11 protein-coding genes are annotated in these 15,103 nt (G+C 45.4%); 2 read left to right on the plus strand and 9 right to left on the minus strand.

Going from position 1 to position 15,103, the window contains the following annotated elements; genetic code table 11:
• Positions 1 to 5: 5 nt before the first annotated feature.
• The 3 genes from AELLOGFF_RS12820 to AELLOGFF_RS12830 all read right to left on the minus strand — a co-directional run bounded on the left by AELLOGFF_RS12820 (position 6) and on the right by AELLOGFF_RS12830 (position 2,174).
• Entirely contained in the window at positions 6 to 467 is a 462-nt protein-coding gene (locus tag AELLOGFF_RS12820; RefSeq protein ID WP_159269104.1) for an EF-hand domain-containing protein, read from the minus strand.
• 131 nt (positions 468 to 598) lie between these two features.
• Positions 599 to 1,270 (minus strand): NUDIX hydrolase, encoded by a 672-nt coding sequence (locus tag AELLOGFF_RS12825; RefSeq protein ID WP_159269105.1) that lies wholly within the window; start codon positions 1,268 to 1,270, stop codon positions 599 to 601.
• A 61-nt stretch (positions 1,271 to 1,331) separates the two neighbouring features.
• Positions 1,332 to 2,174 (minus strand): redoxin domain-containing protein, encoded by an 843-nt coding sequence (locus AELLOGFF_RS12830; protein ID WP_159269106.1) that lies wholly within the window; start codon positions 2,172 to 2,174, stop codon positions 1,332 to 1,334.
• A gap of 259 nt (positions 2,175 to 2,433) precedes the next feature.
• On the opposite strand from AELLOGFF_RS12830, the gene AELLOGFF_RS12835 reads away from it, so the two are divergent.
• A complete protein-coding gene (locus tag AELLOGFF_RS12835) occupies positions 2,434 to 3,843 on the plus strand; it encodes a wax ester/triacylglycerol synthase domain-containing protein (RefSeq protein WP_159269107.1) in 1,410 nt (469 codons plus the stop codon).
• 46 nt (positions 3,844 to 3,889) lie between these two features.
• A complete protein-coding gene (locus AELLOGFF_RS12840) occupies positions 3,890 to 5,890 on the plus strand; it encodes an SDR family oxidoreductase (RefSeq protein ID WP_159269108.1) in 2,001 nt (666 codons plus the stop codon).
• A 76-nt stretch (positions 5,891 to 5,966) separates the two neighbouring features.
• Here the strand turns inward: AELLOGFF_RS12840 and AELLOGFF_RS12845 are convergent, their stop codons facing one another.
• The 6 genes from AELLOGFF_RS12845 to bioD form a co-directional block, all read right to left on the minus strand.
• Positions 5,967 to 6,155, minus strand: a complete 189-nt coding sequence (locus AELLOGFF_RS12845) for a DUF3094 family protein (RefSeq protein WP_159269109.1) — start codon at positions 6,153 to 6,155, stop codon at positions 5,967 to 5,969.
• Between the two features lie 122 nt (positions 6,156 to 6,277).
• Positions 6,278 to 8,068 carry an acyl-CoA dehydrogenase C-terminal domain-containing protein gene (locus AELLOGFF_RS12850; protein WP_159269110.1) on the minus strand — a complete coding sequence of 597 codons (1,791 nt, stop codon included), beginning with the start codon at positions 8,066 to 8,068 and terminating at the stop codon, positions 6,278 to 6,280.
• 74 nt (positions 8,069 to 8,142) lie between these two features.
• Positions 8,143 to 9,930, minus strand: a complete 1,788-nt coding sequence (locus tag AELLOGFF_RS12855; RefSeq protein ID WP_159269111.1) for an acyl-CoA dehydrogenase C-terminal domain-containing protein — start codon at positions 9,928 to 9,930, stop codon at positions 8,143 to 8,145.
• Between the two features lie 247 nt (positions 9,931 to 10,177).
• Complete coding sequence (locus AELLOGFF_RS12860) at positions 10,178 to 12,961, minus strand: thrombospondin type 3 repeat-containing protein (RefSeq protein WP_159269112.1); 2,784 nt, start codon at positions 12,959 to 12,961, stop codon at positions 10,178 to 10,180.
• Between the two features lie 29 nt (positions 12,962 to 12,990).
• Positions 12,991 to 14,043 carry an OmpA family protein gene (locus AELLOGFF_RS12865; protein ID WP_159269113.1) on the minus strand — a complete coding sequence of 351 codons (1,053 nt, stop codon included), beginning with the start codon at positions 14,041 to 14,043 and terminating at the stop codon, positions 12,991 to 12,993.
• 333 nt (positions 14,044 to 14,376) lie between these two features.
• Positions 14,377 to 15,069, minus strand: a complete 693-nt coding sequence (bioD, locus tag AELLOGFF_RS12870) for a dethiobiotin synthase (protein ID WP_159269114.1) — start codon at positions 15,067 to 15,069, stop codon at positions 14,377 to 14,379.
• Positions 15,070 to 15,103 lie beyond the last annotated feature (34 nt).

Here is a 15,103-nt window from a genome sequence, read left to right on the forward strand (position 1 = left end):
TTCAACTAGGCACCATCGCCACCTTTACGGCGCTCACCACCTAGATCACGCATCGCTTTAAACATCTCACGACGATCTATGGTTCCATCATCATTTCGGTCTACACGTTCAGCCATCTTGGCTGCACTTGCAGCAAACTCTTCTTGAGAAATTACGCCATCACCGTTGGTATCTTCACGGTCAAAGTGATCCTTTTCCCGATCTGCTTTCTTAGCTTCTTTTTTGGCTTCTTTCTCTGCTTTCATTTGCGCCTTAAACTCAACTAGCTCTTCGCGAGTTAAATTACCGTCACTATTTAAATCCATCTTAGTAAACATAGTTTGGCGATGTTGAGCCAGTTCCTCAGTTGTCACTGAACCATCGTTATTAAGATCAAAATTAGGACGCTTCTTTTCGCCTTCACCGGCAATCGCCGACATAGCAGCTAGAGAAACCAAAACGCCAAGTATTTTTTGTGCAGTATTCATAATAGATACTCCCAAGCATCATTAATCAGAAATGTCTTCATTGTTACGGCCGTTAATGATTAAACACCGCTAACTAAAAAATCCTTCGCGGGAGGGGAAAATAAATATGAATTTACACAATAGTCTCGCCCCTATTCGGCACTAAACTCATAATGCCAGGCCCCATTATTTAGATAACAACGGTTTCTTGGGCCGTTAATATCAGGCGCTTCATCGCTATAACCTGCATCACCATCGTACAACATACACACTTTATCGTTATGCGATGAGATTATAGGCTCAAAGAATGGCACCTTGCGCGTTGCATAAAAACGCTGTGCGTCTAGGTGTGCTGAGCAAGCGGCTAATTCAGTTAAGGTCACAACCGTTGGTGGCATGAGCGCTAGCTCACCACGGTGATGCAAATCCAGAAAATACCTAGGCTTAGCCCAACAAAAATCATCCATTTCCTCACCATCGACCACGACCGGCTCATTCCCGCCTTCAACAAGGAAAAACCAAGTAGCAAAGCGACGCCCCATGGCTGGTGGCGTTGTCCAGTGAGATAACAATGTGAAGTTTTCTTTTACTAGGCTTAACCCAGCCTCTTCCTGAGTCTCCCTTACCGCAGCTACCTGAGCAGCCTGTTGCTCTGACTCCGTGCCCAAATAATCCTCAGCATCAATAGTACCGCCTGGAAACACCCAATGTCCTCCGCCAACCTTAAGCTGGGCATGGCGACGTAACAATAAAGTTTCCAAACCTTCCTTATGATTTCTGACAATAACCGCTGTCGCCGCGGCTCTTATAACATCGTTAGTCATTATTAAATTTAGCTCCTAATCCCTATGCCCCTAAACCCCTAAACCCCTAAACCCCTAAACCCTAACCGTGACTCAAAACCTCAAGGAGAGCCTCAGGTTTTGGTCTAATTCGGAAATTATCTGTTAAATCTACATATATAATGCAACCAAGTTCATCTGTCATAATGACAGTTGGCAGAGTGGTGTCATGGCCATACCCTCGAATCCCCAACGGTACACCGTAACGGTGAACAATACCTAAACGCTGGGCCGCTTGATTATCTTGATCCTCAAAAAATTGCATGGGCGCAGGCATACGTGATTTCTGTTTTATACTTTTAACTCTGCTCTGTGGACTAATTAATACCATCTCCACACCATAGGCCTTAAAAGTATCAAATTCCTTTGCCAAACTATCCAACTGAGCCTGGCACATTGGGCACCAATTCCCCCTGAAAAATATCCACAACACCTTTTTTCCTATAAAACTTGATGAAACGACTGGCTCGCCAGCAAGTGAGGTTAGGGTGAAATCAGGTAGCTTCGCCCCTTTATGCAGCAAGATATTGTCGCTACGGTCTAGATAGGTGTACCAAAATACATATACCAGCACACCACCCAAGCCAAAAAACAAGGTGTAAAACGTGGGCAAAGGACGCATTTCAATAACGGCTAAAACGGCTCCCAGCAGTGCAGAAACAACAGGAAAGGCGATAAAGCGCACGATTCGAGTATAAGGCAGCGCGTACACCACACTCATAAAAAGCACTAAAGGTCCCACTGCCACCAATGCTCCCAGCCAAGAATAACTAAATGCCGCATCACCCAATAGGTAAGCAATACTTTGAATGGAAACACCAATACACAGTAGTAGATAAGGTATCGCATACCAGCGCTTAAGGCGCGAAATAAGCCCTTTAATCATGAACCATCGTCTCTTATGTTTACCGAATTCTAGACCTATGGCTATGAAATCAGCTTATTGTGATGTAGCTTGAGCTCAGATAAAAACACTAATGAATTGGCCGAGATGTGTAAATCACACTCAAAAACGGCAATAGCCAAGAAAAACATTAGGACATAGACTAAAGTCATATTCAACAAGTCAACTTTAGCTATAGTGGTATAAACAAGCCAACTACCCTAAAGATAACAATATGTTACAAAAACAAGGCACGTAAAAAATGGCAAAACTTTCAGTGATGGATTTAGCGTTTTTCCTGACCGAAACAGACGCGAGCCCCAAGCATGTGGGCGGCCTGCTCATGTTTCGAAAACCTGCCAAACCGGTAGTCAATTACGTCGAAAAACTTGTTGAAGAATACGCGGGAAACATCGATGAAATTAAAGCGCCCTTTAATCAAATCATTCAATTCTCTACCTTTAGCGCCCCCTCTTGGAAATGTGATGTGAATTTCAACATCAACAATCATATTTTTTATCACACCATAGACGGCGATGACTTCCGCGAAAGCCTTTATGAACTCATCGGCACATTACACAGTGTCCGCATGAATCGAGAGCGCCCAATGTGGGAGATGCATGTAATTCAAGGCATTGATGACCAACGTTTTGCGATATATACCAAACTACACCACGCTTATGCGGACGGTGTAACAATGTCATCTTGGCTGGTGAACAGCCTGAGCAAATCGGCCCGCACCAAATCGGTTACACCGATATGGTCAGTCTTGCCGCAAAAACGTTTGCAAAACACCGCTGACAGCATCTCCATTATGAAAGTAATGAGCCAGCTGGGCGGACGTTATGGTGATTACCTAAAGGCATTTACAGGCCTTACAAAGCTCAGTGCTCAGCTAGCACTGGAGACCCTAAACTTAACAAAAAATGCTGTTGCCGTCCCATTCAAAGCAAATAGCTCAACACCGTTAACAGGGCAAGTTAGTGCCGGACGCCAGATAGCAACCGCAGCAGTAGACATGCAGCGTGTCCACCGTCTACGCAAACTTACTCGATCTACCCTTAACCATATTGCCTTAACTTGTATAGACGGTGCCCTACATCGTTACCTCCAGGATTGCGGAGCAGAAATCGATGAACCCATCACTATCCAAATGCCGGTCAATTTACGAAAGAGCGGAGACGATAGTTTTGGCAATAAAATAGGCATAGTTTTGGTCGAACTCGCCAATAAAACTACCGACCCCTATGAACGGCTGAGAGAAATTGGTTTTACCCTCAGAAATGTTCGCTATCAAATTGATGGTGTACCACCCGCCTCGGTTATGGCGTATACCGTTCTCCTTGGTGGCGTATCACTAATCGGCGAAGCAATGAAACTGGGCGATGTACTACCACCACTAGGTAACACGCTAGTTTCTAACGTGCCGGGGCCACCAAAAGCTCTCTATCTAAAAGGTGCAAAACTTGAAGAGATGTACCCAATAAGCGCCTTAACGCCAAGCAACCACTTAAATATTACGCTATATAGTTATGATGGCCGATTACAGTTTGGCTTAGTTGCAACCACGGCCATGCCAAAATTAGATGTCCTTAGCGACTATTTACACGATGCATTTGACGATCTAGAGAGGGCAATCTCACCATCCCTAAACGCAAAAGCACAAAAATAACACGGCATAGATCCATAGAATTTAAAAAAATAATTGGAGATTTATCATGAGCTATTTTGTCACTGGTGGTACCGGTTTTATCGGCCGCTTCCTAATCGAACGTCTTGCTAAACGTAAAGGCACTATCTATGTTTTAGTAAGAAGAGGCTCAAAACAAAAGTACAAAGATTTACTAGAACATACCGGACTTAGCAGCGACCGATTAGTCGCAATAACGGGTGATTTGGCAAAACCGCGCTTGGGAATAAGCGCAAAAGATATGGCCGTGCTAAAAGGGGCGATAAAACATTTTTACCACCTAGCCGCTATTTACGACCTTAAAGCGGATGCAGCTAGCCAAGAACTAGCCAATGTATCAGGTACACGAAATGCGATTAGTGCAGCTGACGCAATGGCCGCCAAATGCTTCCATCTAGCTAGCTCTATAGCCGCAGCCGGTCTGTATCGCGGCACATTTAGAGAAGATATGTTTGAAGAGGCCAAGGGACTCGACCACGCCTATTTCCGGACAAAGCATGTCTCAGAAGGACTGGTACGTAATGAATGTAATATTCCATACCGGATCTACCGGCCCGCAATGGTTGTAGGTGACTCAAAAACCGGCGAAATCGATAAAATCGATGGCCCCTATTACTTTTTCAAACTGCTGCAAAAATTACGTAATCGCGTTCCGCAATGGGTTCCATTAATTGGTATCGAAGGGGGACAAATGAATATCGTCCCCGTCGACTATGTTGCGGATGCAATGGAATTCCTGTCACATAAAGCGGGCTTAAACGGTAGATGTTTCCATTTAGTAAACCCCGAATCACAACAAGTGGGGGAAGTATTAAACATCTTTTCTACAGCAGCTCACGCCCCCCGTTTTGCCCTGCGCATTGACATGCGAATGTTTGCATTCATCCCACCATCAATTTTAAACCTAATAAAGGGCTTGCCGCCGATACGACGAATTATTAATGCCGTTTTGTCTGATTACGGCATCCCCCAAGACGCGGTTGGTTTTATGAATATGCCGACTCGATTTGATAGCCGCGACACTATCAAGGCACTTAAAGGAAGTGGTATTTCGCCCCCAGCGCTTGAAGATTACGCCCATAAAATCTGGGACTACTGGGAGCGTAATCTCGATCCCGATTTATTTAAAGACCGCTCACTACGAGGCAATGTAAAAGACAAAGTTATTGTTATTACCGGCGCCTCATCGGGCATAGGTAAAGCAGCAGCCATAAAGTTAGCCGCCGCCGGTGGCAAGGTGGTTCTGGTCGCTCGCTCACTTGAAAAACTAGAAGAAACACAGCGAGAAATTACTAAAAATGGCGGGTCTAGCTTCGCTTATAGCTGTGATGTCTCTGACTTAAGCTCCTGCGACAAGCTGGTCACCACGCTATTAGAAAATCACGGCCACGTAGACGTACTCGTCAACAATGCAGGGCGCTCAATTCGTCGCTCGCTAGAATTAACCTTTGATCGCTTCCACGACTTTGAGCGAACCATGCAACTTAACTACTTTGGTGCTATTCGTTTAATTATGGGCTTAGCGCCGTCAATGCTAGAGCGTAAAGCCGGCCATGTTATTAATATCTCATCGATTGCTGTGATTGTGGGTACATCGCCGCGGTTTTCGGCATATGCTGCGTCAAAATCTGCATTAGATGCATTTTCTCGATCTGCGGCGGCAGAATTTTCTGACCGAAATATCGCATTTACCACCATAAACATGCCGCTGGTCAGAACACCCATGATCGGGCCAACATCAATCTACAACTCTGTACCAACGCTGTCTCCAGATGAAGCAGCAGATATGATTTGCAGTGCGATTATTCGCCGACCAAAACGTATTGCCACTGGTCTAGGGATTACGATGCAAGTGCTGAATGCCATAATGCCCAAGGCAGTAGAAATTACGATGAATACCGTCTTTCGTACCTTCCCAGACTCTTCTGCCGCCAAAGGCAACGAAGAGGGTAAAGGCGAAGAAAGCAGCCCAGAAGTCTCATCAGAACAGATGGCTCTCGCTGCTGTATTAAAGGGTATCCACGTATAGGAACAAGACTTGGTTTGGTTAAGCAGCATAAAATGATCAGCTATGCTGCTTAGCTTTAAAACATCACCAGATAGGATTAATGAATGCCGCTTGCCCAAGCTAGCAGTAATGCACCGGCAGATATCGTGGTCACCATGACTAACAAGATAGCCAGTAACTTCAACGGTCGATATGGCTTACGCTCAACACTGTTATAACCCTGTTTCAAAAATGCATCTACTTTAGCTTGATCTTCTGGGTACAGTTTATTGTGTTCGTTTTCCATTAATTCACCACTGACTAGCAATTAAGCACGGTATTACCTGTGTTTCATCAGGCAATAAAAAAGGCGGCACTATTATCGCAAGTTGCCGCCTGATTAACCAGTTATACCGCAGTTACCTCAAATTAGGCAAATGCTTCCTCTGGAATATCCATTAAACTAGCACTGCCATTGCGAATCGATTCGCTCAAGCCTTTAGCCTGGGGTAATAGGCGCTGAACAAAGAATCGAGCCGTGTGTAACTTCGCCTGACCAAACTCCTCACCCTGATCACTTTCACCATTTAACACGGTACGCGTCATCATCGCCCACATATAGGTGTAGAGGGTAAAGCCCATAACATGCAGAAATTCAACTGAGGCTGCACCAATAGCGTTTGCATCACCGGCTTTGGTTTGAGCCAAAACAAATTCAGCCAGTGATTCAAGGTTGTCCACTGATTCATTTAATGGCGCTAAAAATTCATCCATGCCACTAACATCCGCAGCGTTGGCACTGAACTCACGCATCTCAGCAATCAGAACCGTAAGGTTTTGGCCACCATTAGCGGCAATTTTACGCCCCATTAAATCCAGTGCTTGAATACCATTGGTGCCTTCGTAAATTTGGCTGATACGCACATCGCGAACCAGCTGCTCCATACCCCATTCACGAATATAACCATGACCGCCAAATACTTGCTGACCAGCCACGGTTCCCTCTAGCCCTTTGTCAGTCAAAAACGCTTTAGCAATTGGTGTGAGTAATTCCACCATTCCCTCAGCCTTAGTTTTTGCCTCACCACTGCTAAATTTAGATTCATCTAATTGCTTGCCCACGTAAACAGCAAAAGCCCGTCCCGCTTCAACATACGCCTTTTGGGTTAGTAACATGCGACGAACATCTGGGTGCACAATGATCGGGTCAGCTGCACCGGCACTATTGACCGGACCAGAGGGCGCTCGACTCTGTAAGCGCTCTCGTGCATAAATTGAAGACCATTGATAAGCAGCTTCTGCAGCGCTAAGGCCTTGAATGCCAACAGAAAGACGCTCGTAGTTCATCATGGTAAACATGCCTTGCAAACCACGATTCACTTCACCGACTAAATAGCCCTGAGCGCCATCGAAATTCATTACGCATGTGGCAGAGGCATTAATGCCCATTTTGTGTTCAATACTGCCGCAGTGAACACCATTGTTTTCCCCTAAGCTACCATCTTCATGGACCTTCATTTTGGGCACAAGGAATAACGAAATACCCTTTGAACCTGCAGGTGCATCCGGCAATTTTGCCAACACGAGATGAATAACATTTTCCGTTAAATCGTGATCGCCACCGGTAATAAAGATTTTAGTGCCACTAATACTATAACTGCCGTCTGCCAGTGGTTCAGCTTTGCTGCGTATCATACCTAGATCGGTACCCGCGTGACTCTCAGTCAAGCACATAGCACCAGCCCATTTGCCAGAATACATATTGGGCAGGAATTTAGTTTTTAACTCATCAGATGCGTGACTTGCGATAGCCAGCGCTGCGCCAGAAGTCAGGGTTAAATATAAACCCATAGCAATATTTGACGAGTACAGCATTTCTTCAAATAACAACACCAACATCTTAGGCATTGTCTGACCACCATATTCAGGCGCACCAGAAAGGCCGCCCCAACCACCTTCGGCAAGCTGCCGAAATGCTTCGGGATAACCTTTGGGCGTTGTAACAACACCATCAGTCCATTTAACACCCTCTTCATGACCAGGCTGACTCAACGGCGCAATCAATGACTCATTAATCTTTGCGCTTTCTTCAAGAATTGCATCCGCTAACTCTCGATTCACTTCTTCCATGGCAGGCATTGTCTGCCACAAATTTTCGGCTTTAAAAACCTCGTGCAAAACAAACTGCATGTCACGAAGTGGGGCTTTATATTCAGGCATAAATGACTCCTTGTAAATCAGCACGACGGCCGCTGAGGCCGTCGTCAATGTTTAACTGTACGGTTTAAAAATGCTTAAAATGCAAATATTTCTTCAGGCATCGCCATGATAGAGTCTGCACCATTCAACATCGCCTGTTTGTGGGACTCGGTCCGAGGTAACAAACGTTGATAATAGAATTGCGCGGTTTGCAATTTCGCTTTAAGAAAGGCGTCATCAGCATCACCATCTAAAGCAATTGATGCCATACGCGCCCACATATAGGCCAGCGAGATATAGCCGGAGTACATCAAATAGTCCACCGATGCTGCGCCCACTTCGTCTGCATTATTCATGGCTTTTTCACCTATTTTTCCGGTGACCTCACCCCATTCGGTATTCAGCGCAGCTAATTTCTCTACAAATGGAGCCATACCAGGCTTGTCGCTTTGCTCTTTACAGAATTGGTGAATCAATTTGGTGAATACCATTAACTGCTTACCACCACTGCCCATTACTTTACGACCTAATAGGTCTAGAGCTTGAATACCCGTGGTACCTTCGTATAGCGTTGAAATGCGCAAATCACGAACAATTTGCTCCATTCCCCATTCAGAAATAAAGCCGTGGCCACCAAATACTTGCATTCCGTAATTTGCTGACTCTAAACCGGTTTCCGTTACAAAAGCTTTGGCGATAGGTGTTAACAATTCTGAAAGCTCTTCGGCACTGCGACGCTCTTCTTCATCACCAGAAAAGTAGAAAGTATCAACTAATTGCGCAACCCAATAAATAAACGCGCGACTTCCTTCCGCAAAGGCCTTTTGGGTCAAAAGCATACGACGTACATCAGCGTGGACTATCAATGGGTCTGCAGGACCATCTGGGTTCTTAGGACCACTCAATGATCGCATTTGCAAACGCTCTCTAGCGTAGGCCAAAGCACCCTGGAATGACGCTTCGCCGGCGGCCAAACCTTGCACGGCTGTACCAAGGCGAGCTGAATTCATCATATGGAACATCGCGTTAAGGCCGCGATTTTCTTCGCCAACCAAAAAACCTTTAGCGCTATCGAAATTCATCACACAGGTAGCCTGAGCCTTGATCCCCATCTTATGCTCGATACTACCGCAGTGAACACTATTGCGCTCACCAACGTCACCATTTTCATCGGGTAAAAACTTTGGCACCACAAATAACGAAATACCTTTTGTTCCCGATGGTGCACCGTCAACTCTAGCTAAGACAAGGTGAATGATGTTTTCCATCATGTCATGCTCACCACCAGAGATGAAAATTTTTGTTCCGCTTACCTTATAGCTACCATCAGCATTTGCTTCAGCTTTGGTACGAAGCAAACCTAAATCCGAACCGCAATGAGGCTCGGTTAAGCACATTGTGCCCCCCCAAGTACCATCGGTCATTTTAGGAAGATAAGTCTGTTGTAACGCTTCGTTTGCATAAACTTCCAGCAAGCGTGCGGCAGATTGTGACAAGCCCGTATACATACCCCATGACCAACAGGCAGAGCCCACCATTTCGGATACAACGAGACCCAGTGAATTTGGCAAGCCCTGGCCACCAAATTCCGGATTAGCCGTCATCGATGGCCAACCTCCTTCTGCGTACTGAGAGTAGGCCTCTTTGAAACCTTCAGGCGTTTTAACACCCGATTCAGACCAGGTACACCCCTGCTCATCACCAATTTGGTTTAACGGTGAAAGTACATTCTCAGAAAACTTGGCGCCCTCAGAAAGAATGGCATCCACCAGGTCTTCACTAACCTCTTCACGGCTAGCTAGACTGGCAAAGTGTTTATCGCTATTGAGTACTTCTTTAAGTACAAAATTAATATCGCGAAGTGGAGCTGTATATTGCGGCATGACAATGACCTCATGAACGAAAATATGGCAGATATGACGGTAGCTGCCAATGTTGACAGTGACAACTATAGAGATTTTATTACGTCTTGCAAGTCCTTTTGGATTTCACCTATAAGATAAAACCCCTAGATCAATAACACCACAGCCATAAACTGACCTACAAGCCGGCAGCTTAAAAAGCTTTACCCATAAAAAAACCCCGGAGAACCGGGGTTTTCATTACTTAAATAAAACCTACAACAGCAGATTAACTACCTGGCAAGGTAAACAAGTCAAAGAAAGACGCCGGGTCCTCGAAAAAGGCAGCAAATGCCTCTGCCAGTGCTGCAGGATCAATCTCATCAGACCCCGGGAAGGGAATATCCGAGAACAAATCAGTAATTACTGAAGGGTCTAGCTCCTCACCAGGAATCAATGCTGAGAAGGCAGCAAATACTGCCTCTAGCTGCTCCTGACTAGGGTCCGATAACAGGTCTGCCAAAGGTTGCAATGCATCGGGCGTGTTTTCCGTCAACAATGCAATTACATTAGTTACCGCATCGGGATCAGCTATTGTTTCAAACAGACTCTGCAGTTGCGCAGCTGGATCACTACCCTCACCACCTTCTACTGTCGGGTCCATAGCCCCCGTTGGTGCAGCAGCTACACAAGTTTCATATACCTTAACCGCTTCAGTAAGATCAACTGACAATAACTGCGCATCAATTTTTAGCTCAATACGGTCATAATCATTGGGAGCAATAAAGCCAAGCAAGTACTTAACCTCATCATTCGCTGCCGTCGGATCAGGGAAAGTAAATGCATCTGGATCAAAGAAAGACGCGGGATCTTCTGGGTCAAATGCGGGGAATAAAGCATCGTCAGTACGAACCAGCCCCTGACCTAGCAAGGAGATTTCAGTATTTTGGCCAACACCAGCTATACCAACCTGCTCGTCACCTAAGTAAGTGGTGATGGTAATCCGACGCGCAATACTTAAATCAACTGTGCTATTCGGAATACTTACGATAAAGCCAGCTACCTGACCGGCAGGAATTGCCTCTGGCATTGTCACTTGCAAAGACTGCGATCCAGTCAAGCCTAAACCGTCATCACCTAGCAGGCCGTCAAGTAAGCCAACAGCATAGCTAACAATAGCGAATGACCCAAGATCCAAGTCTATGGCATTGTCTGCTGATACCACCGAGCAGCCGTCCAATAATGGCGCAGTTATATTAGTAAGCGTACAGATCAACCCTGTTTCAATTGCCTGTACAGTTGCACCTTCAGGCGCACCTGCTGTGCACTGGAAGTTCTCTGCAATCGCGGTTGAGTTACACGCCACAGCATTCCCATCTTCATCTACTTCCTGACCAGGGTTTGGTAATGGGCAATTATCACCAGGCTCATCGACACCATCACCATCAACATCAGTATCACATGCATCACCCTCACCATCAGCGTCATAATCTGCTTGATCAGTATTGGCAATACCTACGCAGTTATCAACGTCGTCTAATACGTTGTCAGCATCCTCATCCAACTCACAAGCGTCACCAACGCCATTACCACCGGCATCATCTTGATCCAAATTGGCCACTAATGGGCAGTTATCTGGACCATCTAATACACCGTCAGCATCATCATCGATATCACACTCATTACCTTCGCCATCACCATCAGTATCGACTTGGTCAGTGTTAGCTGTTGTTGGGCAGTTATCTGCATTATCAATCAAGCCATCAGCATCAGTATCATCACAAGCATCACCAATACCGTTGACACTTACCGTATCGGCTTGATCAAAATTAGCAACATTTGGGCAGTTATCATTAATATCGGCAATCAAATCGCCATCTGCATCATCTTGGCAAGCATCACCTATCTCGTCACCATCAGAATCCGTTTGATTGGTGTTAACGACAAGGGGGCAATTATCAACATCATTTTCAACATTATCGCCATCCACATCGGCGTCACAAACGTCACCCTTACCATCTAGATCAAGGTCTTCTTGTCCCGAATTAGGATCTACACGGCAATTATCTACTGTGTCTAATACACCATCAGCATCAGAGTCATCACACGCATCACCAATGCCATCACCATCCACGTCAGCTTGGTTCGGATTGGCAACAAATGGACAATTATCTAAGCCATTGTTTAAACCGTCATTATCAGCGTCGGTCTGGCAGGCATCACCCGTACCATCGCTATCAGAATCCAATTGATTCTGGTTACTCGTTAGCGGGCAATTATCTGCGCCATCAAGCACCGTATCGTTGTCGTCATCTGTATCGCAAACATCGCCCATGCCATCCGAGTCGCTATCAACCTGATTTGAATTGGCAGCAGTAGGGCAGTTATCTGCTGGATCGAATACGCCATCAGAATCTGTATCTTCACAAACATCACCGATACCGTTGTTATCAGTATCTTGTTGGTCTGAATTTGCAATTAATGGGCAGTTATCGTCTGCGTTTACAACGGTATCGCCATCGACATCGTTTTCACAAACATCGCCAGTACCGTTGCCATCAGTATCTTCTTGACCAGGGTTAGAAGCTAAGGGGCAGTTATCATCGCCATCAAGCTTACCATCACCATCATCGTCCTGATCACAGGCGTCACCTTGACCATCTAAGTCAGTATCACGCTGGTTTACATTGGCGATTGCGAAGCAATTATCAACATCATCAAAGATAGAGTCATTGTCGCTGTCATCACAAACATCACCAACGCCATCGCCACTGATATCATTTTGATCCGCGTTCGCCACGATTGGACAATTATCGTCGACGTCCAAGACACCGTCACCATCGTTGTCTTCGTCACAAACATCACCGACGCCGTTATCGTCAGTATCACGCTGATCAACGTTGGCAATATCCACACAATTATCAACTGTGTCAGATATACCGTCATTATCAGTATCTGTCTGCGTATTACTCCCGCTTCCAGAATCCCCGTCATTGGCTGACTTACACGCGGTCAACTGAAACGACGTAGCCATTACTATTAGCAACGCCACTACTAACTTCTGCAAATGCATGCCTTGCTCCTTCAAGCGATATTATTTAATTATCGAGTCGTTAAACGAAACTCAACTCTTCGATTTGTTGCACGTCCAGTCGGCGTATTATTGCTGGCTATCGGCGCAGATTCTCCATAACCTTTTGCGATTAATCGGTAAGATTCAATACCACTACTTACCAAATACTGTTTCACAGACGCTGCACGCTGCTGAGATAAATTCAAATTATATGCGTCGGAACCTACATTATCGGTATGCCCCGCAATTTCAATATTGATATTGCTCTGACTGTCCAAAAATGACACTGCTGACGCCAATGTGTTTTTACCAAAAGATGTTAATTGGGCGGAGTTAGTTTCAAACGTTACATTGGCAATATTGATCACTTGCTGCTCAATAACACATCCGCGCCCATCGACTCGCGCCCCGGCTAAGGTGTTTGGACACTCATCAAATTGATCAACAACACGGTCACCGTCAGAATCTTTAGGTTCTACGTTGACTTGCTTATAAACCACTTTTTCGACAACAACTTCCTTTTTCTCTTGAACTGTACCCAAAGCAATTTCTAGGCCTAATCCAAAGCGAATATCACTACGTCCATCTAAATAGTCATCCTGCACATAACGTGCTTCACCGCGATACCGCAGCCATTGCAGGTCAAAGATGCGGCCAACAAAACCAAGCCCTACATTCCAGTAAAAAGAGTCTTCATCGAGAGAATCGGGAACTACGTCATTCTGTGCGCCACCAACACCAGCCAATATAAATGGCGTAAATCGTTCTCTATCACCAAAACCGTATTGAAGATCTAGACCACCACCTGATTGGTAGAAATCACTGCCATTGTTGTCGCCCGTTTCAAAGGTATTATCAAAATACAAACCTTCTATATAAAGACGCGAAGTTAAAGGATATCCAAAACCCAGCTGCCACCCATTGTTAGTAGATTCAACATTCCGGTCTGAGTCAGTGTTTGTCATTGTGCCTAAGGCATAAATATGGGGGTATACACCTTCCTCAGCCAAAACCGGCGCTGAAGCTACACCAGCCAAACATACAAGCAAAAATGAAATAGCAAGACCTGTGTCTTTCTGCATCCCTAAACCTCGTTATTGTTGCTACTTATCCATGTGACGGTTGTTTTCTGAGCAATCTTTCAATAGTAAGTAAAAATACGTATAGCTCACACTAGAGTATTACGTAATTTTAACCTGCTGTTAATGGCGAATCACAAAAATACCGAATTTGTTACTATTTACGCGACTCACATCACTTTAGTAACTCCCCGTTTTCGCTCATAAGCCATCAATCTAGGCTCTATAGATTAGGCCATAGCAGAAGTTCAAAAGTGTGTTATCACAAATCCAAAATAAACACCCATGGCATAACAACTCGATCTAATTAAGATTTACAAGTGACTAAGACCTGCATTACAAGAGCGTGGCATCTAGGCAAGTCGCAGCCGTATCAATACATTGATCACTTGCGCCAAGATAAGGCACCACACCAAGACAGGGTGCACCCAACATCTGCTGTAGAGTAGTGAAGTTCTCGTCAAAACAGGACATATCGGGATCAATACTATTTGCCACCCAAGCTGCAAGACGCAAGCCATCAGCTCGAATTGCCTCAGCGCTAAGTAAAGCATGACTGATACAACCCAACTTCATACCCACCACAAGAATAACTGGCGCCTGAAGCTCAACAGCCAAATCCGACATCAATTCTTGACGATTAAGCGGCACTCGCCAACCACCCGCCCCCTCCACTAAGACAAAGTCGGCCGGTTGCATCATTGCGCCCCGACACATCCCTGCCAACTGAGACACACCAATACGCTTCCCAACTTGCTCTGCTGCAATATGAGGTGCTATTGCGGGTTCCAGCAAGACCGGATTTACCTGTCGGTAAGGTAGCTGCTCGGTCATCGCCGCCATTAACATCACGGCATCGATATTTCGCAGGCCATCCTTTGTATTTTCTGCACCTGCAGCAATGGGTTTTAAGGCAAGTGTACGCATGCCTTTTTCTGCAGCTGCCTTTAATAAGCCGCAAGCAACTAAGGTCTTACCCACATCAGTATCTGTGCCGGTAACAAAATAATGTCGGCTAGTTAGTTTCATAATTTACTACAATATATTTCATAAACACCTGAAG

This window comes from Zhongshania aliphaticivorans (assembly GCF_902705875.1).
Lineage (GTDB): Bacteria > Pseudomonadota > Gammaproteobacteria > Pseudomonadales > Spongiibacteraceae > Spongiibacter > Spongiibacter aliphaticivorans_A.

Coding starts and splice junctions, on each gene's coding strand:
- AELLOGFF_RS12840 (WP_159269108.1), top strand. CDS start 3,890: ATGAGCTATTTTGTCACTGGTGGTACCGGTTTTATCGGCCGCTTCCTA.
- AELLOGFF_RS12845 (WP_159269109.1), bottom strand. CDS start 6,155: ATGGAAAACGAACACAATAAACTGTACCCAGAAGATCAAGCTAAAGTA.
- AELLOGFF_RS12820 (WP_159269104.1), bottom strand. CDS start 467: ATGAATACTGCACAAAAAATACTTGGCGTTTTGGTTTCTCTAGCTGCT.
- AELLOGFF_RS12865 (WP_159269113.1), bottom strand. CDS start 14,043: ATGCAGAAAGACACAGGTCTTGCTATTTCATTTTTGCTTGTATGTTTG.
- AELLOGFF_RS12860 (WP_159269112.1), bottom strand. CDS start 12,961: ATGCATTTGCAGAAGTTAGTAGTGGCGTTGCTAATAGTAATGGCTACG.
- AELLOGFF_RS12855 (WP_159269111.1), bottom strand. CDS start 9,930: ATGCCGCAATATACAGCTCCACTTCGCGATATTAATTTTGTACTTAAA.
- bioD (WP_159269114.1), bottom strand. CDS start 15,069: ATGAAACTAACTAGCCGACATTATTTTGTTACCGGCACAGATACTGAT.
- AELLOGFF_RS12850 (WP_159269110.1), bottom strand. CDS start 8,068: ATGCCTGAATATAAAGCCCCACTTCGTGACATGCAGTTTGTTTTGCAC.
- AELLOGFF_RS12825 (WP_159269105.1), bottom strand. CDS start 1,270: ATGACTAACGATGTTATAAGAGCCGCGGCGACAGCGGTTATTGTCAGA.
- AELLOGFF_RS12830 (WP_159269106.1), bottom strand. CDS start 2,174: ATGATTAAAGGGCTTATTTCGCGCCTTAAGCGCTGGTATGCGATACCT.
- AELLOGFF_RS12835 (WP_159269107.1), top strand. CDS start 2,434: ATGGCAAAACTTTCAGTGATGGATTTAGCGTTTTTCCTGACCGAAACA.